Source organism: Oscillibacter sp., assembly GCF_032018205.1.
Taxonomy (GTDB): domain Bacteria; phylum Bacillota; class Clostridia; order Oscillospirales; family Oscillospiraceae; genus Oscillibacter.
In genome coordinates, this window is record NZ_DALZOY010000015.1 from 54,629 (window position 1) to 78,497 (window position 23,869).

The window sequence follows — 23,869 nt, forward strand, 5'->3', positions numbered from 1 at the left end:
GCTCCTTTTCAGATATTTGTTTTCCGCTCACACCGTGATGTGGGCCGTCAGATAAATCTGGTTCAGCCCGTGGGCCACGGCAAAGCTGAATTCCACCAGACACACGGTGGGCTCGTCCGCCGATACGCTCACCCGTACCTCGCCGTAGCTGTCAATGATCTCCGCCGCCAGCTTTTTTTCCAGCTCCACGATTACCTGCGAACGGATGGCCCCCCGATTCTGCGCCGTGTTTTTGGTGCGGGAAAACTTGCTGCGCAGCGAAGAACGTACCGCCGGAATCACATCGTCCACAATCCGGATGGTGCTCAGCTCCCGCCAGGTGGCGTCCGCCGCTCCGTCCGTGGTGGTTCTGGTGGTCACGCACCGCACCGGGGAAATCACTCCCGCCACGCTTTCCAGCGGCGTCACACCACCCCGCACCAACACATCAATGTCGTTATCTCCGTAAGCCGCGCTCAGTCCGCTCAAACCGTACAGTGCCGCCCCGTTTAGGGGGGCCGCCGGGTCGCTTCCCCCGGCCATGGCGCCTGCCATCGCCGCCGCACACAGCACACCCGAGGGCACACCCTCACCAGCCATTCCCTCTGGCCCGGTCAGCACCACACGCTCACTGTTCAGCTCCGCCGCGTGGGCCGTCAGCTCCGCTGCCGTCGCTCCGCCGGCTCCCACCACCGCGATTCGCTCTCTGCGTCCCCCAGACGAGGTTTCCACCGCCGTGCGCAGCGCCTGATGAACCTCTGCGTCCGTGCTGTCGCATACCATGATGCGCACCGCCCAGCGCTTCAAACCCCGCCGTATAGTCCGAAACCGTGCCACCGTCCGCCACCCGGACCGCCGCCACCTTGGAAACGCCATTTAAAAACAGCAGCCGCAGAATTGCGCTCATTCCCGCTGTGCCCGTGTCTTCACCGAATGCCCCGACGCCCTCAGAATATCCCGTCAGCGTCACCACCGCGCCCTCGTCGCCCTTGGCCGCTCTCGCGGCCACGCCCACGGTCTTGGTCCCGCCACCGGCGGATACCACGGAGGACGCGTCATAAGAGGAATACACCCCCGGCCGCTCATGCTTTGTCATGTTCATTTTTTGATCGTCCCTTTCAGTATAAAGTCCAGCAAAGTTCCCGTGTCGCCGGAGTCCTCCGCCAGGAACACAGCCCTGCAAGCCGCGCTCCCCTTCCGTAAAAACATTCCGGTTGCTTTGTCCCACGCAATGCCGTTCCAGCTCATTTTCTCCAGCTTAAGTCCTGCGGGCAGCTTTTCCATCAGCGCACCGGCGGCAATTTCCATGGCCGTTTCGCAGTCCCTCGCCTCCGCCGCGCGCACGCCGAGGGAGATCGTCACGTCCATCTGCATTCCATACAGCTCCCGGACACTGCCCGTCTCATCCCGCTTCTCGCCGAGATATCCGCTCAGTCCCACGGATTTTCCCTCCGCCGCCGCCACGTCCACAGATGCCACCGGCCCTTCATATTCCTTTGCCGCGCCCTCATAGGCGGACATCGCCGCAATTCCCACACCCTTCAGCGCGTTGATCACCGCGTCCCGCACCTGATTCAGTCCGTTCATTCCGCTGCCTTTCTCCGCTCCGTCAGAACGGCCCACCAGCAAACGGTTTCGTCCCTCAGGCGTATTTCCTCGCAGTTGCGCACCGTGTAGGTCCTCCCCTGAAATTCCACCCGATCCCCCAGTTCTGCTTTTGTTCTGCCAAGATAGGTCCACCGTCGGTCATCCATAGTTCCCAGAGAGGTAACCTCAAACGGCGCGTCTTTTTCCGATTTTCTTGCGGACTGAAAAAACGCCCGTGCCGCCGTGCCGTTCACCGTCACCGCCTGTCCGTATTTCCGGAAGATGCGGTCCAACCGTCCCGTCATCCCCGCACCCCCCGAAAGCGAAACTCCGCCGCCGTCACATAGGGCTCCATCAGCCGCTCCGCCTCCCGGCGCAGGGCCTCCGCGTTCTTGCCGCCCTCCGGCTCCGTCACGGACACATCTCCCGCTGTAAACTGCATACCGCCCCGGCTCGCCGACAGGCCTGCCACTGCAAAAAGTGCCGCCGCACAGAGGAATGCCTCCCGGCATTCCTCCGGCTCGACGTCTTCCCGGAGTCTCCCAGTCCACGCCTTCTCAGCCGCCTTGCACAGCAGCACCAGCGCCGCTTCTTCATCCTCTCCCGCGCCGGAGAGGGTCCTCGCCAGCGTTAAAATTTCCTCCTGCATTCTCGCGTCTCCCTTCTCCGCTGCTTTCGCGCTGGAGTTTATCAGATCTCCAGCACCCGGCTCGCTTCGGTAAACAGCTTCGCAAATCCGGAAATAGAGGTAATGGCCGCCCGCTCCATCTGCCGGTCAATCAGCTTGTCATACTCCACCAACACGTCTCCGGCGCAAATCTGCTCCAAGGCATAGCCCTTGTCAAGGCCAATCAGCTTGCCCGCGGGCATGGCGCTGGTTCTCAGCAGCGTCGCGCCCAGCGGGGTGGTCAGCGTGCCGGTCCCCTGAAAATTCAGACCGGTCAGGGGATTCTGGAACTCGCTCAGCTTCAGAAGCTTCAGCATCACGTCCCCGCCCACCAGAATAGTGTTCATGGTGTAGGGGTCGAACTGGCTCCAGAATTCCAGCAGTGCGTCATAGCTCAGAGTTCCCTTGGTCCCGGAAATGGGCTCTGTCCCGATACTGTAAGTTTTTGCCGGATTTTTGTTCCCGTCGCCGTCGCACAGCACCCGGATGGCGTCCTGCAAATGCATTCTGCCGATGTAAGCGCCGATCTGGCGCAGCGTCACGGAAAACAGGTCCAACCGCTGAAACCGGATTGCCTCGTAGGAGGCCACCAGCATCCTGCCCCGCTTGTGCAGCCGCACCAGATTTTCCTGCGTCCGAATGGTGGTGGCGGGAATCGCGCCGCCCTCTTCCACGCGCTTGAGCTCTTTTTCCTTCTCCGTGGGCACGGAGGTAATAGAGCGATAGTCCATTCCCTCGAAATTGGTCACCGTGGCGGTGATGGCAGGCAGAATGCTCTCTTCCTCCATCCCCTGGCGCACCACCCGGGAGACAAATTCCGGGAACAGCACAGCGGAATCACTAGTCTTGAAAAACTTCTCCACCATGTCGCTGCCCGCGCCCTTCACCTTGATGTCAAAGCGTTTGAGCTGGCGCTGAAACGCGTCCAGCCCCTCTGCCGGGGTGCCTCTGTAATTTTCACTGGGGTCCAGCTCCTCCAGCGTTTTGGAAAAGCTGCTGCCCGCTCTGCCGTACATGCCTTTTTCCAGCTTGATATTCTCGTAATGATAAGCCATACTTCTTCCTCCTTCTTAAAGTGCGAAGGTGACGGTGCCCGCCGACGCGTCCACCTCTGCCACCAGATACTGCCGCCCCTCTGCGTCCGTCTTTACGCCGCCGTCACCGTCGCCGCTTAGGCCGCACCAGCCCAAACCCGGCGCTTTTCCCGTGTAACCAGCGGTGACAAACCCGCCAAGCTGCACAGCGCAGGCGTCGCCGCCCTTGCCCATGGAAATCACCTGTCCACAAAAGCTCTCCCCCTCACCGCAGGGGCCGACGGCTCCGTTCCCGCTGACCTTCACCAGCTCGCCTTCCCGCACCTCAGTGCAGGAAAATGTGGCCCCCCACTGTCCGATTCCCTCAAAAGAAATGTTCATCGTGCTCCTCCTCAAAAATTATCTACTCTGAAAACACCAAAAAGCCGCCTGATATATCCGTCACCGCCAACGCTTTCCGGCCCTTTCCCTATGCCGCGGGGATCGCGTCACACCCGAAACAGTTCACCGTCTCCCCGCTCCGCGCCCCGGTCCGCCCGGCGAAGCTGCACGGAAAACACCTTTTCTGCCCGTGCCTCATAGGCTTTTTTCAGCTCCAGCAGCTCCGCCTCCTCCAGCTTGTCCGCGATGGACCGAAACACCGTTCCGTCCAAAGCCTCGTCGCTCACCAGCGCCAGCCGCACCACCTCCCGGCGCAGCGCCGAAAGGTAATTCCGCCCCAGCTCCGCCTGCTTGCGCAGAGTGTCCCAAGCCTCCTGAAATTCCTTCCGCTGTCCCACATACTGCTCCAGCTCCGTGCCCAGCTGACCGCCGAAGCGCTTCATCACGCCGGCCTCTCTCTGTGCAGGCACCGCCACAAAAGACCACTCATAGGCGTCCTTCGGCTCCCGAAGCTCCACATAACACAGCTTTCCGCCATAGCTCTGCCCCTTCTGGTGCTGGCAGCTTCCGCTTTCCTCGCCGCATACGGAGCAAACGCTCCGCCCCACCGCGCACCCAACAGATACTTCCTTTTTAATGCCGCCCTCAATCTCCGCAATCAGGTCCGCGTTTTTCTCGGTCTTCATCAGATAGGCCCACGCCTTGAGATAGCAGTAGCCGTCTCCCGCCGCCGTGCTGCGGCCTGCCTCGCGAACCAGCTCCGTCCGGTAAATTCTTGCCGTCTGCCCCAGCGCGGACCACTGGTGGTCAAACACCCCGCTTTTCCCCACAAACAAATCTCCCAGCGCGTTTAGCGCCGCCTCGTCAAACCGTTCAAAGTCCCGGTCCACCTCGTTGTCGCACAGCCGCACCGCAAAGGTGTATACCTGTTCCGCCGTCAGCGTCCCTTTGGAAAAGCGGTTAATCAGACCCATGTCATCCTCTCCGGCCGCCCACCGCTCCGCCGTTCCTGCGTCCTTTCGCACATCCATTTTTTCGCCCCTTTTCAACCATTATGTAAATCAATCGTCCGTCGCGTCATGCCTTTTTCTCCGCCGCGTCGTTCTCGATCCTCAGCTTCCGCGCCTGCTCCAGATAAAGTGCCGCCCGGGCGTCTTCCACCTCGTCCTGCAAATTGACATCCTCCCAAACCGTCTCAAATCCGCATCCGTAGCCGTGCATTCGCAGCCACAGACTGCAAATTCTCTCCACAGCGGGATTCAGCGTCCGCCGGATGGCGGCTACCTCGGTGGTCAGCATATCTGCCTGCTGGGCGCTCATCCGCTCGGTAGAATTCCAGCTCAGCCCCAGCATAAACGGAGGGATCCCCGTCTTGGCCACAATTTGCTCCAAAATCTGCCGCACCGGCACCTCGCTGTCCAAAATCTGCTCATCCGCGCCGATGGCCTTGATTTCCACGTCGCCTACCGCCACAAAATCCCGCACACGTCCGCTTTTTGCGTCCTGCATAGCGGCAGACCACTCCTCCGCCAATTGCCGGCTGCGCTCCTCCGCCTGCCCCCGTCCGTCCTCTCCGGGCTTACAGGTCACCGCAAACCGCACATTGCCGCACCGCTCCCAGTTGACTCCCACCGTGTGGTAAATCTTCATCAGGATATCTGTCAAAAACGGCATGGAGCGCAAAAGCGATACTCCATAAGGGTTTTCCGTCTCCGGGTTAAATGGGGTAAACAGCAGCAGCTCCTGCCGGGGCAGCGGACCTATTCTCCCGTGCTCATCCGCTCCGCAGAGCTGAAAATTCAGCGGATTGTCTCCCTCGTAAATTTCCAGGTCTTCCGCCCGACCACACAGCAATGCACCAATCTCCCGCCCGTTTTTCGACGTCACGATTTCACCAATGGCCCGGCCGCAGGTCAAAAGCGAATCCAGATAGCACTCCAAAAATGCGTTGATGCCCCGCTGCCCGCGTCCTGTTGGCACTGTCCGCAAAAACTCCCGCAGCGCCCGCTGCGCCGCCGCGTCTGTGCATTTCACATCCACGCCTCCGGTCATCCGGATCAGCTTGTAAACCGCCGCATCCACCACCGGAACGCCCTCCCGGATCGCCCGATACAGCCGCAGCTCGCCGCCCCGCAGGGGCACATACCCATCTAGCACACCAAAGGGATGCCGCTCCGCGTTTCGCAGTTGTACCGCAGTGGCAGCCTTTCCCGGCACTTGTTTCCTCTTTCCGAATCTCATCCTCGCTCCTCCCGCATTTTTACGTTTCCCGCTCCACCCACGTCGCCGCGAAGCCGCCGCTCCGCGGCTTTGCCAGACTCATGGCAAAATACCTCAGATCGTCCATTGCATGGTCATTTTCCTTCTTCGGCGCGTCTTTGCCTCCCGGTTCCCAGCAATAGGCTTCCATCTCCCGCAGGCAGTCCTCACAACTTTCGCAAATCACGATTCTCCCGCTTTTCAGCGCGTCCGCCGTGGTGCGGATGCCGTCCAGCACATCGTTATTTGCCTTTTCAACGTCGTATCCCGCCTGCCGCAGCGCCGCAATAAAGCTGGCCGCCGACGGGTCAACCACCACCGTCTCAATCCGCCGCTCTCCCCCCAGCTTCCGTAAATCCTCCACATATTCCGCGTCGGTTTTCTGCCGTCCCTCCGCCCGGGAGTTGTAGTAATATTCCTTCACCCGAAACCACGCCCCATCCCACAGGCCCCACAGGCCAAAGGACGCGGGATTTGCCGTCCCATAATCCACGGATATGCGCCACCGCTCCGGCTCTTCCTCCGGCGCGTTCCGGCAAAACTTCTCCCGGTCAAAGAAGTCATATACCAGCCCTTGGGCCGCGGCCCATTCCCCCAGCACGAACCGCCGGTAGAAAATTCCGCTGTAACAGCTCCGATACCGCCGCTTGACCTCCGCCGACAGCGCCGGATTGTCCTCCATGGTAAAGTGGAGATACAGCGCCCGCTTCTCCTCCGCCTTGCAAATCCACTCCCGGTAAAACCAGTGCTGAGGCCCCTCCGGGTTGCAATCCATCCACAGCTTGCTTCCCGCTATGGAACACCGGGCGCAGGCCTGCTCCACAAAAGACCTTGGCATCAGCGCCGCTTCATCCAGCAATACGCCGGCAAAGGTGCTTCCCTGAATCAAGGCCGCGCTGGATTCATCTTTTCCACCAAATAAGTAAAATTTGTTCCGCCGCTTCCCACTGCGCACCACCAGCAGATTTTCGGACCGTTTTTCCGTGCACTGCATTCCAAGCTTCCTCAGCTCCGGCACAATTTCTCCCAGCACGTTTCTCCGCAGTGAAAGAATTGTCTTCCCGCACACGCCGAATTGCTGCCCATCAAAGCTGCTCTGGGCCCATAGAAAGAAGGATAGCCCCATAGAAAAGGTCTTTCCGCTGCGAACCGCTCCGTCGCAGATCACCGCGTCGTACTTCTCTCCGTCCGTCTGCCACCACCGCAGCGCCCGCCGCTGCTTCTCAGAGAACCGCACCGCCTCCACGTCCGGGCCCCTCCTTCTCGTCCTCGGTCTTCAGGGCCTGCAAAAACCGCTCCATACCGTCCTCGCCACCTTCCTCCAAAAGGCCCCACAGCGTCTCCAGCGCCTGCACCCGGTCGATGAGCTTCATTTCCGTGCCCTTATCCGTAATTTTCAGCTCCGCCACGTCGGACAAATCCAGCTCTCCCGCCTCCACCAGCTCCCTGCTTGCCAGTTTTGCCGCGTCGGACACTCGTCCGAACGCCATCTGCCCCAGCCGCCGCAAAATGTCCTGCCGGGTGGGCAGCTCCATCCGCCGCATCCATTTCAGCCGCTCGGACACCTCGCTTTTCCGCAGCAGCGCATAGCCATCAGCCCTCCCAATGCTTTTTGCCGCCCGGTTTGGATCCATGGAGATCAGAAATTCCCGGCAAAACCGATCTCGCTCCGCGCCCGTCAGTTTCTTTCCCATCCAATCACCTCGCTCTTCTATACCAGTGCCCCCATTGCCCAAAATTTGCACGTCCGTGTACATCTTTAAAAATTTGCAAAAAAATATCCGCCCTTCGGCGGAGTGGGCGGCCCCGCCGCATAAATCAAAAAACGAGCGGGAAGCCATCAGCTTCCCGCCCGTTTTTATTCTGTTCCCGTGCAGACATTATCCGGTAAAAAAGATATAGGTCAGCGCCCCCACCAGCCCGATTCCCGCCAGCGTCAAATCGAAGGCAAAGGTTTCACCAATTAAAAACCGCTTGGGTTTACGCGCATATACGCCGAAATTTTCGTTCTTCTTGGGTACGAAGATGCCGGGTGCCTTCAGATACAGCAGCTTCTCTCCCACCACTACCAAAAGGTCGCCAAGGCCCGCCGCCGTCCGGGCGCACATCGCCCCAAGGAACGCAAGCCCCCGCACGGCGGGACGGTATACCAGCTCCTCCAAATCCAAACCTTTGGGCCACCGCTCCAGGTATACGGTTCCCTCTGCGGTCTTCCTACACAGCGCCAGCCGCACAATCAGCAGATATACCACCACGCCGATGCCAAGAGAAATCAGCGCCCCCTGCAAATTCACCCATGAAAAATAGTGGAATATCCCGTAACTTTCCCCCGCCCGCAAAAATACGGAGGACCGCTCCGCGATCACCTGCATGGAAACCCAGGGCGTCAACCCAAAGGCCACCAGTAAAAACGCCGTCAATCCCACCGCCAGACCCGTAGCCGGGGTCATGTACTCACGGGCGCTGAATCTCTGCCTCTCCGCCCGCTTTTCTACAAAAATTGCCACAAACAGCTTCGTCATATAGGCCGCCGTCAGCCCCCCGGAAATTAAAAATAGCCATTCCACGGTCTGAAACACGGCCGCAGAGCTTCCTGTGTGCTCCAGATAGTGAACGTATTCCACAATGCTCTCGTGCAGCAGCGTCTTGCTGATATAACCCGAGGTTCCCGGTATGCCCACAATCGCCGCCGCGCCCACAAAAAATATCGCTTTCAGCATGGGCCTGTTCCGTCCCCAGCCCCGCAGCTCGTTTAAGTCCAGCGCGTGGGTCGCCAGATAAATCACGCCCGCCGACACAAACAGCACCAGCTTAATCAGCCCGTGATTCACCATGTGCAGCACAGTGCCCCATGCCGCCAGAACATTGTCCTCCCCCAGATATCCCTGCATAGCCACGCCGATCAGGATAAACCCGATCTGAGACATGGACGAGCAGGCCAGCGCCCGCTTCAGATTGATGGAGAACAGCGCAAGCACCGCCCCCAGCACCATGGTCACGGTTCCTGAGATAAGAAGCACCCCGTTCCATTCGACGCTTGAAAAAAGCAGATACCGGGAAATGATTAAAATACCGAAGATTCCGCTCTTGGTCAAAATTCCGCTCAGCAGTGCCGACGCCGGCGCGGGTGCCACGGGATGAGCCTTTGGCAGCCAGATGTGCAGGGGAACCATGCCCGCCTTCGCCCCAAAGCCCGTCAGGCAGAACAGACCCGCCGCCAGCAGTTCTCCCCGCCGTCCGTCTTCCAGCGCCGCCACCAGTGCGGGAAGCTCCCGAAATACCAACGACCCCAGCAGATGGTCCAGCATCAAAAGCCCCACCAGCAGCATCATTCCTCCAAACACCGCCACCGCCAGATAGGTCTGTCCGGCCCGCAATGCGTCGGGATTCTCATTCTGCGCCACCCATACATAGGAGGCGAAGGACATTATTTCAAAAAATATAAACAGCGTGAAAAAATCCGCCGCCAGAAACACGCCCATCAGCGCCCCCAGCGTCACCATCCATGCGCAGTAGTAGCGGTTCACACCCTCTCGGTCCGCAAAATATTCCTTGCTGGGCAGCGCCGTCATCAGCCACAAAAATGCCGCCATAACAGCCATGGTCGTGTGGAAGCTTCCCGCCTCAAACCGCAGCCCCAGCCCGCACAATTGAGGGAGCACCGCAGTTCCCGGCTCAAAGAGAAGCAGCAGCGCCGCAAAAATCTCCACGCCCGGAATAATGCGGACATACAGATTGCGGTACTCGCGTCCTCTTCTTCGCATGGGGTATACGAAATACGCCGCCAGAAACGGGAAAAGCACCAAAAACAGCAGTAAAAACGAACTCATTCAGTGTTTTCTCCTTTCATAGCGTGTTCAGACTCACCGCCTGCAAAAATTCAATCAGCGGCGCGGAAAACAGCGCCAGTACAATTCCCGCCGCCGCCAGCACCATCAGCGGAATGGTCATCGCCGGACCCGGATCGTGAATTTTGGAAAGTGCCTCATGGTCCACCGCGCCCACTGGAAACCATGCCCGGACGAAAATAGTCATCATATACAGCGTGGTCAGTAGCGTGGATAAAATCAGCGCCCCAATTCCGAAATAGGCCCACGGGTCCTCCGAGATCACCGCCGCCGTGCAAATCATCCACTTTCCCACAAAGCCCCCCAAAGGCGGCACGCCGATCAGGGCAAAGGCCGACACGGTAAACGTCCCGAATACCACCGGCATCCGCCGTCCCAATCCCTCGAATTCATAGATATACTCCCGCCCGCTCTTTTGTATAATGGAACCGGCGCAGCAGAACATGGTAATTTTCACCACCGCGTGATAGACCATGTGGGTCAGTGCGCCCACCAGTCCCGCGGGCAGCATCAGCGTCAGCGAAAAAAGGATGTAGCTCAGATTGCTCACAGTGGAAAAAGCCAGCCGCCGCTTCAGGTGCGGCGTGCGCAGTGCCCTGGCCGCACCGTAAATGATCGTCAGAATCGCCGCCGTCATCACCACGTACTGCGCCCAGCTTCCCCGCAGAAAATCCGCGCCAAATCCAAAATAGATCAGCCGCAGCACCGCAAAGGCCCCTGCCTTCACCACCGCCACCGCGTGGAGCAGGGCGGACACCGGCGTAGGCGCCACAGACGCATCCGGCAGCCACCCACCGAAGGGAAACACGGCTGCTTTCACGCCAAAGCCGAAAAACGCCAAAACGAACACCGCCCACAGCGTGGTCTCGTTTCCCGCTGCCTTTGCAAGATCCAGCACACCGCCATAGGTAAAGTCCAGCGTTGTCCCATAGCGCAGCAGAAACACAATGCCGATAAAAGCGAACGCCGCCCCCGACAGGGAATACACCAAGTATTTTCTCCCCGCGTACCGGGCCTTCTCGTCCATAAAGTGCATCACCAGCGGCAGTGTCGCCAATGTCAACAGCTCATAGAACAGATACAGGGTGAGAAAATCCTCCGCAAACGCAATCCCCAGCACCACGCCGAAGCTTGCAATCCAGAACCCGAAAAACCGGCTTTCGTGTCCCTCGTGGGACATGTAATCCAGACTGTACAGCGTAATCAGCGGCCACAAGGCCGACACAATGGCCCCATATACCATCGAACACCCATCAATCCGCAAAGAGATGGAAAACTCGCTGGAAAACCGCACCAGCGTGCAGGCCGGAGCCGTATCCGCCAGCCCCGCCGCAATGATGGCGGCAAAGGAAAGCCCCGCCGTCAGCAGCACGGAGCCCATAATATAGGCGTTGCGCACCTTGCGCTCTCCGGGCTGTAAAATCGTCAGCCCAATACCCAGTGCTACAGAAATCAAGATGGGCAGCGCCTGAAGCCATTGCATCCGCACGCCTCCTTTCTCTTCAGTCTAATCAGAATATCTGCGGCAGCAGCGCGGAAATCCACGCCTGCAAACCGTTTGGAAACAATCCCAGTACCAGCACCGCAATGCTCATTACCAGCATGGGCGCCGTCATCAGCGGCCCCACCTCCCTGCGCTCCACCAGTACGTCTCTTCCAGGGAAAAATCCCCGCACCACAATGGGCAGCAGGTATCCGGCGGTCATCAGCGCCGATAAAATCAGCATCGCCACGCCCACATACCCCAGCGTCCGGACCTCAAAATCCAGCGCGGCGGAAGCCAGATACCACTTGCTGATAAACCCGCTCATGGGCGGAATCCCGATGATGGACAGCGCCGCGGCGGAAAAGCATACCATGGTCCTTGGCATCCGCTTGCCGATGCCCGCCAGTTGATCCACATGAGTGAAATTGGTGGCCACAATAATGGCTCCCGCCGCCAGAAATAGGGTATCCTTTGCCAGCGCGTGGAAGGTCATCTGTAAAAGCGCACCCCGCACGCCCCCGGGAGTAAGCAGCAGCAGTCCGAACAGCACATAGGACACCTGACTCACCGTGGAATAAGCCAGCCGCTTCTTGAGAATCTTTTCCTTCAGCGCCAGCATGGACCCCGTAAACACTGTGCACAGCGTCAGAGCAATCAGTGCATATTGCGCCCAGCTCCCCCGCAGGAACTCCGCGCCGAACAGATAATACGTCACCCGTATAATGGCCAGCACACCGCCCTTGGTAATCACGCCAGACAGCACGGCCGAGGCCGGAGCCGGGGCCACGGGATGTGCCGTGGGAAGCCACGCCTGCATAGGCATCATGCCCGCCTTTGCGCCAAAGCCGATGGTCATCACCAGAAACACAATCAAAAGCAGTGGCCTGTGAGCCGCCGCCAGCGGCAGATTCAGCGCGCCGCCGCCGGTAAAGCTTTGGTCGGTCAAAAAGTGGGATAGAAAAAAATATCCCGCCAGCGCCATTCCCGCACCAAATACCGAATACCCCAGATACTTCAACCCCGCCCGGCGCGCCGCAGGCGTGCCGCCGTGCAGAACCAGCGGCGCGGTCAAAAGCGTCATCAGCTCGAAAAACATGTATAGCGTCACAAAGTTGTCTGCAAGGGCAAGGCCCATCAGCGTCCCCATGGTCATGGTATAAAAGCCCTGAAACTGCTGGCCCTTTCCCCCGTGTCGGAGATACGGCTCGGCAAATACCGCCACCGGAAGCCAGATTCCTGAAATCAGCACCATAAAAAACTTTCCAAGAGAGTCGCTTTGCAGCGCCAGATATAAGGACCCTTCAATGGTCATCAGCCGCAGCGACTGCTCCGGCAGCGCGCACAAAATCCCCGCCGCCGCCGCCGTAAGCACGGTCAGCCCCAGCGCCAGCCGGTTGCGGGTCTTCTCATCCCTCTCCCGGAAGACGAACACGCCTCCGAGTATCGGCAGCAAAATCGGTAGTAACAGCAAAGCGGTTCTCCCCTCGCAAAAATTCCATTTCTCTTCCCCGGGACTGCGCTCACATCAGCCGGATGCCCGCATAAATCACATTCATCACCGGATGATAGACAATGCCCAGCAGGAAAATCAGGCAGATAAACAGCGCGGACGCCGTGAAGAAAGAGCGGTCAAAGCGCGTGTCCTCCGGCTCCACGTCATGCATGACCTCCCGGATCTCCTCCCAAGGAGGCCGCACCCAGATGGCCAGCGTCGCCGGCACATAGTACAGCGCGTTCAGCACCGTAGAAACCGCGATGGTCAACAGCACCGCCGCCACGTAGGGCGACTCCAGCGCCGCCTCCGAAAGGTAGAGCTTGGATACAAACCCCCCCAGCAGGGGAATGCCGATCATGCTCAGTGCGCCCACGGTAAAGCCCACTCCAGCGCCAAAATCCCGATAGGCGCTGCCCCGCAGGTTTTTCAGGGATCGGTGATGCCCGCTGACGTCGGATAGCCGCCCGGCGCAGAGAAACAGCAGAGGCTTGCAGGCCGCGTGGACTAAAATATGAAAGCACGCCGCCGCCACGCCAAACTCCGTTCCAAGCCCCAGCCCCATAAAAATATACCCGATCTGCGCCACCGAGGAGTTTGCCAGCATCCGCTTTACGTGATATTCCCGCATGGCCGCCAGGGACCCGAAAATCATTCCCAGCATCCCCGCAATCAGCAAAATGCGGGTCACGCCCACCTCGCGCATCAGCTCCAGCCCGAACACCCGCGTCATCAGCGTGATAATCAGCACCACATAGCCCTTCAGCACAATGCCCGAGAGAATCGCCGAGGAGGACGAGGTGGCTCCGCCGTGCGCGTCCGGCAGCCACAGGTGGAAGGGAAACATGGCGCTCTTGATGCCAAGGCCCACCACCATCAGCCCGATGGACACAATCAGGGGCCTGTGATACTGTCCCAGCTCCGCCAAAATCTCCACCGCCCTTGCCAGCGGCTCCATCAGAAGATACCCGCCAATGCTGTCCAGCAGGGCGAGGCCGATCAGAAACAGGCCGGAGCCTAAAAGGCTCATAAACAGATAGCGGATGGTAGCGATGAGATTCGGTCCCGTGTCCTTTGCCATCACCATGGCGCAGGCCGCGATGGTGGTAATCTCGATAAACACATAGGCGGTAAACATGTCGTTGGTGTAAATCAGCGCCAAAATTCCCGCCAGCATCAGGTCCGCCATCACGAAATACAGTCCCTGCTTCTCCGGCAAAATGTCATGTGACAGCCCCCGTCCGCCGCCCAGCAGCGACAGGCCCATCACAATGGAAAAAGTCGTCGCCAGCAGCGCCTGCAACGGTCCTGCCTTAATGGCGTTCCCATAAGGCGCGGCAAACCGCCCCATGGAGTACACAAAGCTCACATCCCGGGTGTACACATAGTACAGCAGCACCGCCGACAGCATGGCAGTCACCGCCGTCATGGCCAGCGCCAGTACATAGGCCCTCCGCCCATCCCGAATCACCGAGGACAGCACGCCGCAGAAAATGGCGGCAAACATGCTGAGAAAGGGGAGGTTTTCATAGAAAGGGCGCATCAATCCTCCTCCTTCTTGGCCCGCTCCAGCAGCTCGGGCAGCTCAACGGTTCCATACCGCTGGTAGATGCGCTGCACCAGCGCCAGAGAAAACGCCGTCACGCTGACAGACACCACGATTCCCGTCAGCACCAGACCGCTGGGAATCGGGTTGATGTACAGTGAAGCGTTGGCGGCTCCTTCTTCCACAATGGGTGCGCCGTGTCCCTCGATATATCCAAGGGATGCCAGCAGCATAAAGATGGCGGAATCCATGATGCTCAGCCCGATGACCTTTTTCACCAGATTCTGCTGAAGCATCATGTTCAGAAGTCCGATTCCGAATAAAATCACCGCCACCACGGCAAAGCGGTTCTGGGCAACCAATTCCGGCATCAGATCTTCCCCCTTTGAAACATTGCATAAAATCCATAAATGGCGCAGGCCACCACCAGCCCCACCGCCAGCTCAATCACCGTCATCATCCACTCCATGTCGATGGATAGCCCATTTGCCCCCGCAAAGATGTACACGCCGTAGGTCAGCGCATAGGCCATCAGCCCCACCACCCGTACACCGCTGTACAGGCTGCGGGTCAGCAATCTGCTCAGCCGCTCCGGCCCGAAGGCCACGGAATATAAAATCAGTCCTCCGCTGAGAATCGCGCCTCCGGAAAAGCCCCCTCCCGGGGACGACTCTCCGTTCATCAGCACATACGCCGCAAACAGGAAGACAAACGGGATGAGAAGCTTGGCGGACTTTTGTAGAATGTTGTCCTCATGGGCCCGCTCCGCAGCATCCTCCCGTTTCAGTCTTAGCTGCGCCCTCTCTCCGGTGTTGTTTTTGTCCCTTTGCAGCAAAATCATCACGCTGCTCACCGCCAGAAACAACACGCAGCTCTCCCCCAGCGTGTCAAACCCGCGATAGCACAAAATCATGCCCGTCACCGCGTTGCTGGCGCCCGTTTCCTCCACGGTGTTCTCCAGATAGTGCCGGGACACCTCGTTGTTGGTGGGGTTTCCCGGCTGCCCGAAGGGCGGGATATAAATTACCGTAGACAGCAGAATGAAAATCAATATCACGCACAAAAGTCCTGCCGCCAGCGGGTATAGCCCGAGGAATTTTTTCAGCCGCAGCCTCTCCCGCGCCTCATGCAGTTCGTGCGTCTCCTGTGGCCGCGCGGTGCGCCGGTGGTCCATCACATATTGGGTGGTGGGATCTCCGGCCTCCACCTCGCCGTTCACCCAGTCGGCAAACCTCTTCCATCCGCCCCGCTCACTCATCCCGCGTTCCTTTCAGCGCATTGATTTTCTTCAATGTCAGAAAGAAGAGGATGCCGCTGACGCCCGCGCCAACCGCCGCCTCCGTCATGGCTAAATCGGGGCTTTCCAGCACGCTCCACAGTACCGCCAGCATCACGGAAAACGAGAGATACACAATGACCGACGCCAGCAGCCGCTTACAAAGCGGAGCAGCCGCCGCGCAGACAATCAGGCCAACCAGCAAAATATTTTCCAATAGCGTCATCGTATCTCCACCTTACATTCCGCCTTTAGATTGGGATTGGTAACCGTCTCCACCTGTGCAATCAGGTGGCTCGCCACGGGGCTGGTAATCCACAAAAATACCAGAATCAACAGTGCCTTCAAGGAAGCAAGAGTGGGTGCATGAAATAAAATGATTCCCACCAGAATGCAGAAAATCCCCAGCGCGTCTCCCACGGCGGCGGCGTGCATCCGGTTCAGGGCCCGGTCAAACCGGAAAAGCCCCAGCACCGCCGTAAAAAACGTAAAAATACCAAAGGCCAGAAATACCAGCCCCAGCCCGGTCATGATGTCACTCCGCATGCTCCGCCGCCTCCTTTTCCTCTTCTGCGGCCTTGGCGCACTTTTCCTTACGCCAGTGGCGTATCAGCACCATCCGCGCCATCACCGTCACCGTCAAAAAGCTCAAAAGAGCGTAAACCAGCGCCACGTCCACCAAAAAGGCCTCGCCCATCCGCACCGATAAAATGGCAATTACCGCTACGGCCATGGTGTTGATCATGTTTACAGCCACAATCCGGTCGGTAAACCGCGGACCAATCACCGCACGCACCAGCGTGGCCAGCATCAGCACCGCCAGTAAAACCACCGCCGCCGTCAGTGCCGCGTTTTTAACATCGGTCATACGTTCTTCTCCAAGCCCAGCAGCTTTCGCTCAAATTCGCCATGCTCCAGCCCTTCGGCAAGAGACGCATCCAGCGTGTGGACGCACAAAAGATTCTCCTCCTGAGACACGACAATGGTCCCCGCCGTCAGCGTAATGGCGTCGCTGAGGGCGGCCCGGGCGCTCTGGTGCGTCAAATCTGTCCGAAACCAGATAAGTCTTGGTTCCATGTTCCGTCCCTTGGTGTAAATAAGACGCATGACCACCAGTCCCGCCAAAAGCATCTCCTTCACCAGATAGGCGAGATACCGAATGGCGCTGCCCGTTTTTTTCAAAGCCGCCCAGTCTCCCCTGGGACTGTATCCCAGCGTTTTGCAGGCCAGCAGGTACAATCCTGCGGAAACGGCGCCCCCGATGATGCAGACCTCAAGGTCCAACTCTCCCGATAAAAATATCCACAGTCCAAACAGTAAAATCAGCAAGCCGCCGCCCCCTTTCGGTTAAATTCCCTGCCGTCCCCTCACAGGAGTTCGTCTGCGCCAGGCCGCTCTTTCGCGTACTCCTGCACATACCTTATAAAATTCCGCGTCACGGGGGACACGGATTTCAATTGCGGCACGCCCATTCCCAGAACACGGTACTGGGGCGGGTCCAGCGGCATGGCCACCGCGTCGCTGCGATAGTTGCGCAAAAGCAGCTCCGACAGAATGGAAACCCCCAGCCCCGCCGTCACCAGATTGACGATTGCATAGTCGTTGCAGGCGGAAAAGCGGATGTGTGGGTAGTGTTCCAACTGGTCCAGCACATGATGTACCTCGTAGTCATAACCCGCCATGGGCATAATAAACTGCTCGTTTTTAAACGCCTCCACAGGCACGGAGTCTCTCTCCGTCAAAGGGTGGCCCGGCGGCAGCAGCGCCAGCATCTCGTCCCTGCACAGGGGCAGCCAGTCAAAGGACCGGTTTTCTCCGCCGGTGTACAGGCACAAATCCGCCTCGTGGGCGTCCATCATGGCGTTGATGCGGTCTGCGCCTCCCTCAATGATCTGAATCTCCACATTGGGATAGTCCTTTTGAAAGGCGCTGATGATGTTTGGAAGCCAGTAACTGGCCATGCTGGAAAAGGATGCAATGCGAATATGCCCCGTATCCGCGCCCTTGATCTTCGCAATGTTCTGCTCCAAGTTTTCGTTGGTGCTCAATAGCTGGCGGATAATGGGCAGCAGCATCTCCCCCTCGGAATTGGGGCGAATGCCCGAGGAGGTGCGAATCATCAGAGAAAATCCTACCTCATCCTCCAGAGACTGCATCATGTGACTGATGCCCGACTGCGTATACCCAAGCTCTTCGGACGCTTTCGACAGGCTTCCCAGCTCCACGGCACGGACGAACGCCTCGTATTTTTTTATGTTCACGCGCTATGCCGCCCTTTCATGTTTCTTAGTACAAATAAGACATTCTCTAATATCCTTCTTTATGTTATCGTATTTATTTTTGAAATGCAAGATTTTTTTATGTCTGTTCATAAATCCGTTTTGTACCCGGTTTTTATATCCTCCGGACTTTTCCCGGTATTTGGAAGCAGCAGTCCGCCTGCTCGGCCTTCTCCGTGAAAAGGACCGCCATCTTTTCCGGCGGCTCTTTTCCTCGCATATCCCTCCTCGTCTTCGCATAGGCTTTTCCAACAAGGGGGAATGTTGAAATGATGATTCATGTGGTCGCCGCCGGCGAAACCGTCGATTCCATCGCCGCCGCTTACGGAGTTGATCCCTTCCGGCTGGCAGCGGATAACGAGGTGGGGGCTTCCGGCGCTCTTGCAGTGGGACAAACTCTGGTTGTCCGATTTCCGGAGCTGGTCCATGCCGTCCGTCTCGGAGATACGCTAACTTCCATTGCAGCGGAATATGGCGTAAGTGTCCGGAAGCTTTATCAGAACAACTGGAGTCTGGGCGGTCTTCCCGCGCTGGAGGAAGGGATGGAGCTCGTCATCGCTTATCAGGACCCTCCCACCGACTCCGCCGTTTTCAACGGCTATGCTTACCCCTTTACCGACACGCTGCTGTTGGACGCACAAACGCCATACCTCACCTATCTCACCCCCTTTACCTACGGTATCACGGCGGAGGGGGGCCTTCTCCCGCTGAACGACGACGCGCTGCTGCTCTCCGCCAGAACCCATGGGGCGCGGCCTGTGCTTCATCTTTCCTCCTACACGGAGGAGGATCGGTTTGACTCCGAGCGCGCCACGCTGGTCCTTACAGACGAGGCCGCCCAAAACCGGCTTATCTCCGATGTAGATGCCCTGCTGCGTGAAAAGGGCTTTGCGGGAATCGACGTGGATTTCGAGTTTCTTCCCGCCGCTCTGGCCGTGCCCTATGCGGACTTTCTCGCCCGCCTGCGCCGCGTTTTCGGTGCGCAGGGCTATTTTGTCTGGGCGGCTCTTTCGCCCAAAACCTCGTCCGCCCAGCCGGGCCTGCTCTATGAAGCCCACAACTATGCCGCAATCTCCTCCTCCGTGGACGCCGTCCTTTTAATGACGTACGAATGGGGTTACACATATCAACCATCATCTTATAAGTGACAAAGCCCCCAGAGATATTCTCTTGGGGGCTTCTCTTATGCCCTCAGCAAATTACCTAATGGCTTTTCCAGATGGATCTTTAATGTTGCACAAATACATCCCTCTATCTTTATGCACATTTACCCCCAACTGGGGGTAGATTTTCCTTGACTTTACCCCCAGTTGGGGGTATACTAAGAACATAAAGCAGGAACACAAAGCAAAAAACGGAGGGACAAAAAATGACACTCTACCACTTTTCAAACTCCAAGTTCGATAGTTTTAATTCTTCTCTTCTCGGCAACGCCACCGTGGAGCGTGCCAGTGACTACGATGATACCATGATCGTGTCCCGCTTTGGCTTCTGCTTTATTGAGGAAGATGAGATTGAAGCGCTGGAGAATGTTTATGGTGAAGATTTCGGTGCTCACCTCGCAGAATGCGAGTTCGACGGCTCTGAAAACTTTGATTCCACCTACGATGATTTTTGTGCATGGGTGGAACGGGACGGAGAAGACTCCGTTCGGTCCTGCCTCGCTGAAGATGGGATTGAATATCTCTGCCTTTGGAATGGCGCTTTTAACGAAATCATTGTTCTGGATTCCTCTAAAGTGCAGATTCTGAACTGGATTAAATAAAAAATGCCGCCCCCGTCCGGCTAAAGGCGGGGAGAAGGAGAATTGCCATGATAAAGATTATGTACGCAGGACTGACTCCCACCGGGGCCACGGATGCCAACGGCAACAATTGCGAATGGGCTTGGGCCGAATCCACCGAAGCCGAATACGGCGAGGAGTGGGAAGGCAATGTCGCGGGCTATGTTGAAAATCTTGATTTGCCCGAGGGCGTAGAGATCAGCGGCGAATATAGTGGCTCCATCCACAATCTGCCGGAAGGGGCCGTAGTGCTCACGCAGGACGGGGAGCCGGTAGAAATTTATTGGGCCAAAGGCTCGAAAGTAGCGCAGTTTCGGAAAGAGCGCGGAATGACGCAGCAGCGGCTTGCTGATATAGCTGGAATCCGTATCAATCAGGTGCAAAGATTTGAGAGCGGGGAACGGCAGATCAGTGGGGCATCTCTCCTCGTTGCGGTAAAAATCGCGGACGCGCTGGGGATTCAGGATTTGCGAGAACTACTATAAAAGTTCCCCCGCTGGTAAAATTCCAGCGGGGGAGCTTTCTTTGTGCCCAATTCGGACACCATTTCGCGGGGCAGCTATCCCCCGAACTTCACATGATACCGGTGCAGCATCGTGACAAACTGCTTTCGGGTCAGCGGACTGTCCAGCATCAGATCGCCAGAGGTATTCCCCTGCATGATGCCGCTGTCTACGGCCCACTGCACGCTCTCCGGCAGCTCCGCCGCATACACGGGCCTCACAGCCCCCAGAATCGACTTTGCGGCCCGTGTGCGCTCCATAACCTGCCCGCCGTTGGAGTCGTTCCCTACGGCGGTATTGCCCTCAATGCACAGGTAGCCGGTACCCGTGAGCTGCGCGATGATCCCGCAGTGATCGGGAACCTTGTCCCCGCCCCAGTCATAAATCACAATGTCCCCTGGCAGGTATCCGGACGTGATCCACATCCCCGCTTGTTTGGCCGCGTTCATCAGCGCGGTGCAGCTCGCCGTTTTTACGGGCAGGGATACGCCCGCCTGCGCGCAGCACCACCACGCAAATACCACACACCACGGGTACGAGTCGCCGGACACCTCCCGCCCGTAGTACCAGGTGTTGTATTTCACCTTGTTGCTTCCGGCCGGGGATTCCTTTACTCCCACCTCCGCCCGGGCAATAGCAAGCAGTTCCTTTGCCGTCTTCATCTCACGCCTTCACTTCCGGCAGCCCCGCCACGCTTGTCAGCAGGGACAGTGCCCCTGCCAGCACGGACGCGGATACCACCATGCGCCAGTCCACCGCACCCAGCACAGCCGCCGTGCCGATGGTGGCCACCGCCGTCTGCGCCACGGTCTTGATGCCTCTCACGCCCGCCGCCTTGGCCCAAGTCTTCCAGTTTTTCATATGTACCTCCCTTTCTTTGGGGCGGGGCTTGTGCCCCGCCCCGTCCTCATTACTCCGTCTTTCCGGGCCGCTTGATCGGCTCACCCGGGACCACAGTACCATCGTCGGCCACATAGCCGGGACTGTGGCTCGTCAGCACCGCCTTGGTGGCGTAGCCCATCTCGTCGTAGGTGATCGCAAAGCAGCCCTGCTGCACGGTTTTGCCCGCGTGTTCGGGCTTTCTGCTCATGTCGGGATTGTTCATACTGATGTACCTCCAAAAATATATTTTCTGCCGCCCCAGGCGGCTGGGTTACTTGTCAAGGATGTCTCCGTGCGCCTGTTTGTTCAGGTGCTTTTCCAGCTTGTCCAGCGCATCATGCACGGGGCCATTGCAGCCCTGCTCCGCAAGCCCCTGCAAGCACGCCTTAATGCCATAGCAAAGCAGCGTCTGCTCCGTCTGGATGGCACGGATGGTCTTACTTTGCGTCCGGTCGCGCTCAATAAATTTGTAGACTGCCAGCACTGCACTGCCAATCATGATTAGCGATCCCAGCAGTCTGGCCAGATCGTTGAGCGTCTCCGCGTTGATGTACATTCCCTGCCCTCACTTCCAATAGTATCGCGGCCTCTCGCCGCCCCTGACGGCGTACCGCATCCAGTCCAGCCCTACAATCACCGGCCCGCTCACAGCGCACCACAGGGCCGTAAACTGCGGGCATACCTGCCCCATCAGATTTCCCGGCATATGGGAATAGTCCCACACGTCCCAGCCCAGCCATAGATTGACGATGCACCCGGCCAGAAATTCCGCCGCCGTGATGGCAAGGCCGCACAGGATGGCTTGTGTCCAAATCGGACACCGCCACGGCAGCTCCGCGCCCATCCGCTCCATGACGAGGCCAAGCAGCAGCGCCAGCACCAGCATGGTCCAGCTAATCCCCTCGGGATGTCCCCGCGCGGTCTTCCAAATAACCTCCAGCAAAAAGTATGTAACCCCTACGAAGCACGCCAGCGAGCCGGAAAGAATTACGTCTCCGCGCTTACCCATTGCCGCCCTCCGCAGCGGCCAGCACCGCCGCCATATGCGCCGCCAAATCCTCCGGCAGCTCCGCCCCGTATGTAATGTCCTGCACCGCTGCCGTCGTCTCGCAGCGCTTGGCCCACGCCCGCAGGTGGTTGCAGTAAGTCTGGTGGTATAGGATGTGCGCTGTGGCCGTCCGCGCCATGAGAGCGATATCCTCCGCCGGGTAGATTTCGCACAGCGCCCCGTCCAGATGATAGGCATAGCCGGTCCCGCCCGCCAGAATCGCCGCCTGCGCCGTGCTGAGGTTGATCTGGTCCGGCAGCGTCAGCGTAAGATGCCCCGCCGTGCCGTCGCTCAGCGTCACACCGCACCCGGCAAAGATTGCCGCATCGCAGGCGGCGTTAACCTCCGCCAGCTTGTCCGCCTGCACCTCCTCCAGCGACGGCTCCACCGGCACAGGCTCCGGCGTGTTGGAAAGAATCACGGTATTTCCCCGGATACGGGGATACTGATAATCCGCCACGGTGTCCGTCCGCAGGCACATACCGCCGTCCGCCGTGTAGAGCGATACCGTGGCCCCCAGCTCCGCCGGGGCCTCCTCTAAGGTATACCGCACCTCTCCGGGGCTGATGCTCTGATCAAGCACGGTGTGGTGCTTATTTGTTTTGGTTGTGATGTACATGCTTTTCTCTCCTTTTACCCTTGCCGGTATACGTCAAAAGTTATTGTGGTCGATGCTCCGACATTGTCCGAACCCACAACGCAAACTTTCCCTGAAAGTTGATCATACGTTCCAAAAACTGAAAATGTAGATGTTCCTAGGGTGTAATGCCCTATTAGCAAGTCTCCGATTTGCAAAGGGATGCCTGTGAAATTTGCGGGTGGTAATAGCACAATCTTGTTGCTTATGTAAAAACTGCTAGCAACTGTTCCGACCTTTGAGCTTCCGCCCCTGCGCGTGATAAAACACTCTCCCATCACGCCACCGCCTTACGGCGACAGTTACGTGCCGTAGATGTAGTTGTACTCAAACCCGTAAAGGTTTGTTCTAACATACTCCGAATTAGCAACAGCAAATCCGACATCGACGATTTGGAGATACACTTGATAGATCGCCCCTTGATGATAATATTGTGGGCTGCCAGTGATGGCAAGTCCGCCCGCAAAGAATCCGCGCCCGATGGTCTTGTCGTTGCATACCACCAGCACCCACTTTGGCGTGACGCCCAGTGAGATTGTCCGCGTTGTCTGCCCGTCGCCGGTGTACGTCCCGCACTTAACTCCGCCGCCCTGCGGATGCCCTGCCAAGATGCACTCACCCATTGCAAGCACCTCCCGCAGAGCGTCCGCAACAGGCAGACAAAACTAATTGTGTGTGTGTGTGTGTGTGTGTGTGTGTGTACATCTGTGCGGACTTTTGTTTCTGATTCATGGACTATTTGCTCCTTTCTTTACCAAGCGATGTACTGATAGGTCCCTTGGAAGAACACGCAAGCGCCTGCCGAAATTGTCCCCGTGGTTTTATCATACGAGCCACCATATGGCGAACCTGCTTCCGTTTCTCCGTTGATGCTTCCACTAGCGCCTCGATGCAGAATGACGGTATTTTCCATCTTCAAAATTGACACAGCACCAGCCTTATTCTGCATATCAAGATACACGTACGAACTTCCAGCCGGTGATAAAAACAAAGCGAAATGTTCTCTCCCTACAATTTCCGGGATTGTAACTGTGGATACATAGCTGGAACTCGGAAAGGCAATCGTGCCAGTCACTACACCGGGACCACCGCCCCGGCGGGATACAAATGCCTCGCCCATCACCGCACCACCTTAAACTGCACCGGGAATGCCACGGTGGGCGCTTCCGTGCACCAGATTTG

At 58.1% G+C, this 23,869-nt stretch carries 33 protein-coding genes; 3 read left to right on the top strand and 30 right to left on the bottom strand.

Annotated features, from left to right (window positions below; all coding sequences use genetic code 11):
- Window positions 1-27 precede the first annotated feature (27 nt).
- From RTU96_RS11925 to RTU96_RS12030, 22 genes are all read right to left on the bottom strand, one after another.
- Entirely contained in the window at window positions 28-711 is a 684-nt protein-coding gene (locus RTU96_RS11925; RefSeq protein WP_312636866.1) for a phage tail sheath C-terminal domain-containing protein, read from the bottom strand.
- Window positions 608-1,081, bottom strand: coding sequence for a hypothetical protein (locus RTU96_RS11930; protein WP_312636836.1), 474 nt, complete (start codon window positions 1,079-1,081; stop codon window positions 608-610). The genes RTU96_RS11925 and RTU96_RS11930 overlap by 104 nt, the downstream gene beginning before the upstream one ends.
- The gene (locus RTU96_RS11935) at window positions 1,078-1,566 is read right to left on the bottom strand and encodes a hypothetical protein (RefSeq protein WP_312636837.1); all 489 of its coding nucleotides are present in this window, start codon (window positions 1,564-1,566) and stop codon (window positions 1,078-1,080) included. The genes RTU96_RS11930 and RTU96_RS11935 overlap by 4 nt, the downstream gene beginning before the upstream one ends.
- Window positions 1,563-1,871, bottom strand: coding sequence for a hypothetical protein (locus RTU96_RS11940; RefSeq protein WP_312636838.1), 309 nt, complete (start codon window positions 1,869-1,871; stop codon window positions 1,563-1,565). The genes RTU96_RS11935 and RTU96_RS11940 overlap by 4 nt, the downstream gene beginning before the upstream one ends.
- Window positions 1,868-2,215 (bottom strand): hypothetical protein, encoded by a 348-nt coding sequence (locus tag RTU96_RS11945; protein ID WP_312636839.1) that lies wholly within the window; start codon window positions 2,213-2,215, stop codon window positions 1,868-1,870. The genes RTU96_RS11940 and RTU96_RS11945 overlap by 4 nt, the downstream gene beginning before the upstream one ends.
- Window positions 2,216-2,256: 41 nt before the next feature.
- Window positions 2,257-3,288, bottom strand: a complete 1,032-nt coding sequence (locus tag RTU96_RS11950; protein WP_312636840.1) for a phage major capsid protein — start codon at window positions 3,286-3,288, stop codon at window positions 2,257-2,259.
- A gap of 15 nt (window positions 3,289-3,303) precedes the next feature.
- Window positions 3,304-3,648 carry a hypothetical protein gene (locus tag RTU96_RS11955; protein ID WP_312636841.1) on the bottom strand — a complete coding sequence of 115 codons (345 nt, stop codon included), beginning with the start codon at window positions 3,646-3,648 and terminating at the stop codon, window positions 3,304-3,306.
- Window positions 3,649-3,755: 107 nt separating this feature from the next.
- Window positions 3,756-4,679, bottom strand: coding sequence for a hypothetical protein (locus tag RTU96_RS11960; protein WP_312636842.1), 924 nt, complete (start codon window positions 4,677-4,679; stop codon window positions 3,756-3,758).
- A 46-nt stretch (window positions 4,680-4,725) separates the two neighbouring features.
- Entirely contained in the window at window positions 4,726-5,889 is a 1,164-nt protein-coding gene (locus RTU96_RS11965; protein WP_312636843.1) for a serine/threonine protein phosphatase, read from the bottom strand.
- 19 nt (window positions 5,890-5,908) lie between these two features.
- The gene (locus RTU96_RS11970) at window positions 5,909-7,153 is read right to left on the bottom strand and encodes a PBSX family phage terminase large subunit (RefSeq protein ID WP_312636844.1); all 1,245 of its coding nucleotides are present in this window, start codon (window positions 7,151-7,153) and stop codon (window positions 5,909-5,911) included.
- A complete protein-coding gene (locus RTU96_RS11975; RefSeq protein WP_294855589.1) occupies window positions 7,131-7,601 on the bottom strand; it encodes a terminase small subunit in 471 nt (156 codons plus the stop codon). The genes RTU96_RS11970 and RTU96_RS11975 overlap by 23 nt, the downstream gene beginning before the upstream one ends.
- A 186-nt stretch (window positions 7,602-7,787) precedes the next feature.
- Window positions 7,788-9,737: a proton-conducting transporter membrane subunit gene (locus RTU96_RS11980; protein ID WP_312636846.1), complete on the bottom strand. Its 1,950-nt coding sequence runs from the start codon at window positions 9,735-9,737 to the stop codon at window positions 7,788-7,790.
- Between the two features lie 16 nt (window positions 9,738-9,753).
- A complete protein-coding gene (locus tag RTU96_RS11985) occupies window positions 9,754-11,238 on the bottom strand; it encodes a proton-conducting transporter membrane subunit (RefSeq protein WP_312636847.1) in 1,485 nt (494 codons plus the stop codon).
- 28 nt (window positions 11,239-11,266) lie between these two features.
- Window positions 11,267-12,712 carry a proton-conducting transporter membrane subunit gene (locus RTU96_RS11990; protein WP_312636848.1) on the bottom strand — a complete coding sequence of 482 codons (1,446 nt, stop codon included), beginning with the start codon at window positions 12,710-12,712 and terminating at the stop codon, window positions 11,267-11,269.
- A gap of 49 nt (window positions 12,713-12,761) precedes the next feature.
- Window positions 12,762-14,276, bottom strand: coding sequence for a proton-conducting transporter membrane subunit (locus RTU96_RS11995; RefSeq protein ID WP_312636849.1), 1,515 nt, complete (start codon window positions 14,274-14,276; stop codon window positions 12,762-12,764).
- A complete protein-coding gene (locus RTU96_RS12000) occupies window positions 14,276-14,650 on the bottom strand; it encodes a sodium:proton antiporter (RefSeq protein WP_294855593.1) in 375 nt (124 codons plus the stop codon). Before RTU96_RS12000 ends, RTU96_RS11995 begins: the two co-directional genes overlap by 1 nt.
- On the bottom strand, window positions 14,650-15,537 hold the full coding sequence (gene mbhE, locus RTU96_RS12005) for a hydrogen gas-evolving membrane-bound hydrogenase subunit E (RefSeq protein WP_312636850.1): 888 nt from the start codon (window positions 15,535-15,537) through the stop codon (window positions 14,650-14,652). The genes RTU96_RS12000 and mbhE overlap by 1 nt, the downstream gene beginning before the upstream one ends.
- Window positions 15,530-15,781, bottom strand: coding sequence for a hydrogenase subunit MbhD domain-containing protein (locus RTU96_RS12010; protein WP_293009007.1), 252 nt, complete (start codon window positions 15,779-15,781; stop codon window positions 15,530-15,532). Before RTU96_RS12010 ends, mbhE begins: the two co-directional genes overlap by 8 nt.
- On the bottom strand, window positions 15,778-16,101 hold the full coding sequence (gene mnhG / locus RTU96_RS12015; RefSeq protein ID WP_312636851.1) for a monovalent cation/H(+) antiporter subunit G: 324 nt from the start codon (window positions 16,099-16,101) through the stop codon (window positions 15,778-15,780). Before mnhG ends, RTU96_RS12010 begins: the two co-directional genes overlap by 4 nt.
- Entirely contained in the window at window positions 16,091-16,423 is a 333-nt protein-coding gene (locus tag RTU96_RS12020) for a monovalent cation/H+ antiporter complex subunit F (protein WP_312636852.1), read from the bottom strand. The genes mnhG and RTU96_RS12020 overlap by 11 nt, the downstream gene beginning before the upstream one ends.
- Entirely contained in the window at window positions 16,420-16,884 is a 465-nt protein-coding gene (locus tag RTU96_RS12025) for a Na+/H+ antiporter subunit E (protein WP_312636853.1), read from the bottom strand. Before RTU96_RS12025 ends, RTU96_RS12020 begins: the two co-directional genes overlap by 4 nt.
- 38 nt (window positions 16,885-16,922) lie before the next feature.
- The gene (locus RTU96_RS12030) at window positions 16,923-17,816 is read right to left on the bottom strand and encodes a LysR family transcriptional regulator (protein WP_312636854.1); all 894 of its coding nucleotides are present in this window, start codon (window positions 17,814-17,816) and stop codon (window positions 16,923-16,925) included.
- Between the two features lie 287 nt (window positions 17,817-18,103).
- Here RTU96_RS12030 and RTU96_RS12035 point away from each other — a divergent pair, with 287 nt between their 5' ends.
- The 3 genes from RTU96_RS12035 (at window position 18,104) to RTU96_RS12045 (ending at window position 20,102) form a co-directional block, all read left to right on the top strand.
- Window positions 18,104-18,982: a LysM peptidoglycan-binding domain-containing protein gene (locus RTU96_RS12035; RefSeq protein WP_312636855.1), complete on the top strand. Its 879-nt coding sequence runs from the start codon at window positions 18,104-18,106 to the stop codon at window positions 18,980-18,982.
- A gap of 221 nt (window positions 18,983-19,203) precedes the next feature.
- Window positions 19,204-19,599, top strand: coding sequence for a hypothetical protein (locus tag RTU96_RS12040; RefSeq protein WP_312636856.1), 396 nt, complete (start codon window positions 19,204-19,206; stop codon window positions 19,597-19,599).
- Between the two features lie 47 nt (window positions 19,600-19,646).
- Window positions 19,647-20,102, top strand: a complete 456-nt coding sequence (locus RTU96_RS12045; protein WP_312636857.1) for a helix-turn-helix transcriptional regulator — start codon at window positions 19,647-19,649, stop codon at window positions 20,100-20,102.
- A 74-nt stretch (window positions 20,103-20,176) separates the two neighbouring features.
- Here the strand turns inward: RTU96_RS12045 and RTU96_RS12050 are convergent, their stop codons facing one another.
- The 8 genes from RTU96_RS12050 to RTU96_RS12085 form a co-directional block, all read right to left on the bottom strand.
- The gene (locus RTU96_RS12050; RefSeq protein ID WP_312636858.1) at window positions 20,177-20,782 is read right to left on the bottom strand and encodes a CHAP domain-containing protein; all 606 of its coding nucleotides are present in this window, start codon (window positions 20,780-20,782) and stop codon (window positions 20,177-20,179) included.
- 1 nt (window position 20,783) lies between these two features.
- A complete protein-coding gene (locus RTU96_RS12055; protein WP_312611389.1) occupies window positions 20,784-20,981 on the bottom strand; it encodes a holin in 198 nt (65 codons plus the stop codon).
- Window positions 20,982-21,030: 49 nt separating this feature from the next.
- Entirely contained in the window at window positions 21,031-21,225 is a 195-nt protein-coding gene (locus RTU96_RS12060; protein WP_312636859.1) for a hypothetical protein, read from the bottom strand.
- A gap of 48 nt (window positions 21,226-21,273) precedes the next feature.
- Entirely contained in the window at window positions 21,274-21,558 is a 285-nt protein-coding gene (locus RTU96_RS12065; protein WP_312636860.1) for a branched-chain amino acid ABC transporter permease, read from the bottom strand.
- A 9-nt stretch (window positions 21,559-21,567) separates the two neighbouring features.
- Window positions 21,568-22,011 carry a putative ABC transporter permease gene (locus RTU96_RS12070; RefSeq protein WP_312636861.1) on the bottom strand — a complete coding sequence of 148 codons (444 nt, stop codon included), beginning with the start codon at window positions 22,009-22,011 and terminating at the stop codon, window positions 21,568-21,570.
- Window positions 22,004-22,669: a hypothetical protein gene (locus RTU96_RS12075; RefSeq protein WP_312636862.1), complete on the bottom strand. Its 666-nt coding sequence runs from the start codon at window positions 22,667-22,669 to the stop codon at window positions 22,004-22,006. The genes RTU96_RS12070 and RTU96_RS12075 overlap by 8 nt, the downstream gene beginning before the upstream one ends.
- Before the next feature lie 320 nt (window positions 22,670-22,989).
- Window positions 22,990-23,310: a hypothetical protein gene (locus RTU96_RS12080; protein ID WP_312636864.1), complete on the bottom strand. Its 321-nt coding sequence runs from the start codon at window positions 23,308-23,310 to the stop codon at window positions 22,990-22,992.
- A gap of 128 nt (window positions 23,311-23,438) precedes the next feature.
- Window positions 23,439-23,807, bottom strand: coding sequence for a hypothetical protein (locus RTU96_RS12085; RefSeq protein ID WP_312636865.1), 369 nt, complete (start codon window positions 23,805-23,807; stop codon window positions 23,439-23,441).
- Window positions 23,808-23,869: the final 62 nt, after the last annotated feature.

Coding starts and splice junctions, on each gene's coding strand:
- RTU96_RS11930 (WP_312636836.1), bottom strand. CDS start 1,081: ATGAACATGACAAAGCATGAGCGGCCGGGGGTGTATTCCTCTTATGAC.
- RTU96_RS11935 (WP_312636837.1), bottom strand. CDS start 1,566: ATGAACGGACTGAATCAGGTGCGGGACGCGGTGATCAACGCGCTGAAG.
- RTU96_RS11940 (WP_312636838.1), bottom strand. CDS start 1,871: ATGACGGGACGGTTGGACCGCATCTTCCGGAAATACGGACAGGCGGTG.
- RTU96_RS11945 (WP_312636839.1), bottom strand. CDS start 2,215: ATGCAGGAGGAAATTTTAACGCTGGCGAGGACCCTCTCCGGCGCGGGA.
- RTU96_RS11950 (WP_312636840.1), bottom strand. CDS start 3,288: ATGGCTTATCATTACGAGAATATCAAGCTGGAAAAAGGCATGTACGGC.
- RTU96_RS11955 (WP_312636841.1), bottom strand. CDS start 3,648: ATGAACATTTCTTTTGAGGGAATCGGACAGTGGGGGGCCACATTTTCC.
- RTU96_RS11960 (WP_312636842.1), bottom strand. CDS start 4,679: ATGGATGTGCGAAAGGACGCAGGAACGGCGGAGCGGTGGGCGGCCGGA.
- RTU96_RS11965 (WP_312636843.1), bottom strand. CDS start 5,889: ATGAGATTCGGAAAGAGGAAACAAGTGCCGGGAAAGGCTGCCACTGCG.
- RTU96_RS11975 (WP_294855589.1), bottom strand. CDS start 7,601: ATGGGAAAGAAACTGACGGGCGCGGAGCGAGATCGGTTTTGCCGGGAA.
- RTU96_RS11980 (WP_312636846.1), bottom strand. CDS start 9,737: ATGAGTTCGTTTTTACTGCTGTTTTTGGTGCTTTTCCCGTTTCTGGCG.
- RTU96_RS11985 (WP_312636847.1), bottom strand. CDS start 11,238: ATGCAATGGCTTCAGGCGCTGCCCATCTTGATTTCTGTAGCACTGGGT.
- RTU96_RS11995 (WP_312636849.1), bottom strand. CDS start 14,276: ATGCGCCCTTTCTATGAAAACCTCCCCTTTCTCAGCATGTTTGCCGCC.
- RTU96_RS12000 (WP_294855593.1), bottom strand. CDS start 14,650: ATGCCGGAATTGGTTGCCCAGAACCGCTTTGCCGTGGTGGCGGTGATT.
- mbhE (WP_312636850.1), bottom strand. CDS start 15,537: ATGAGTGAGCGGGGCGGATGGAAGAGGTTTGCCGACTGGGTGAACGGC.
- RTU96_RS12010 (WP_293009007.1), bottom strand. CDS start 15,781: ATGACGCTATTGGAAAATATTTTGCTGGTTGGCCTGATTGTCTGCGCG.
- mnhG (WP_312636851.1), bottom strand. CDS start 16,101: ATGCGGAGTGACATCATGACCGGGCTGGGGCTGGTATTTCTGGCCTTT.
- RTU96_RS12020 (WP_312636852.1), bottom strand. CDS start 16,423: ATGACCGATGTTAAAAACGCGGCACTGACGGCGGCGGTGGTTTTACTG.
- RTU96_RS12035 (WP_312636855.1), top strand. CDS start 18,104: ATGATGATTCATGTGGTCGCCGCCGGCGAAACCGTCGATTCCATCGCC.
- RTU96_RS12040 (WP_312636856.1), top strand. CDS start 19,204: ATGACACTCTACCACTTTTCAAACTCCAAGTTCGATAGTTTTAATTCT.
- RTU96_RS12045 (WP_312636857.1), top strand. CDS start 19,647: ATGATAAAGATTATGTACGCAGGACTGACTCCCACCGGGGCCACGGAT.
- RTU96_RS12050 (WP_312636858.1), bottom strand. CDS start 20,782: ATGAAGACGGCAAAGGAACTGCTTGCTATTGCCCGGGCGGAGGTGGGA.
- RTU96_RS12055 (WP_312611389.1), bottom strand. CDS start 20,981: ATGAAAAACTGGAAGACTTGGGCCAAGGCGGCGGGCGTGAGAGGCATC.
- RTU96_RS12060 (WP_312636859.1), bottom strand. CDS start 21,225: ATGAACAATCCCGACATGAGCAGAAAGCCCGAACACGCGGGCAAAACC.
- RTU96_RS12065 (WP_312636860.1), bottom strand. CDS start 21,558: ATGTACATCAACGCGGAGACGCTCAACGATCTGGCCAGACTGCTGGGA.
- RTU96_RS12070 (WP_312636861.1), bottom strand. CDS start 22,011: ATGGGTAAGCGCGGAGACGTAATTCTTTCCGGCTCGCTGGCGTGCTTC.
- RTU96_RS12075 (WP_312636862.1), bottom strand. CDS start 22,669: ATGTACATCACAACCAAAACAAATAAGCACCACACCGTGCTTGATCAG.
- RTU96_RS12080 (WP_312636864.1), bottom strand. CDS start 23,310: ATGGGTGAGTGCATCTTGGCAGGGCATCCGCAGGGCGGCGGAGTTAAG.
- RTU96_RS12085 (WP_312636865.1), bottom strand. CDS start 23,807: ATGGGCGAGGCATTTGTATCCCGCCGGGGCGGTGGTCCCGGTGTAGTG.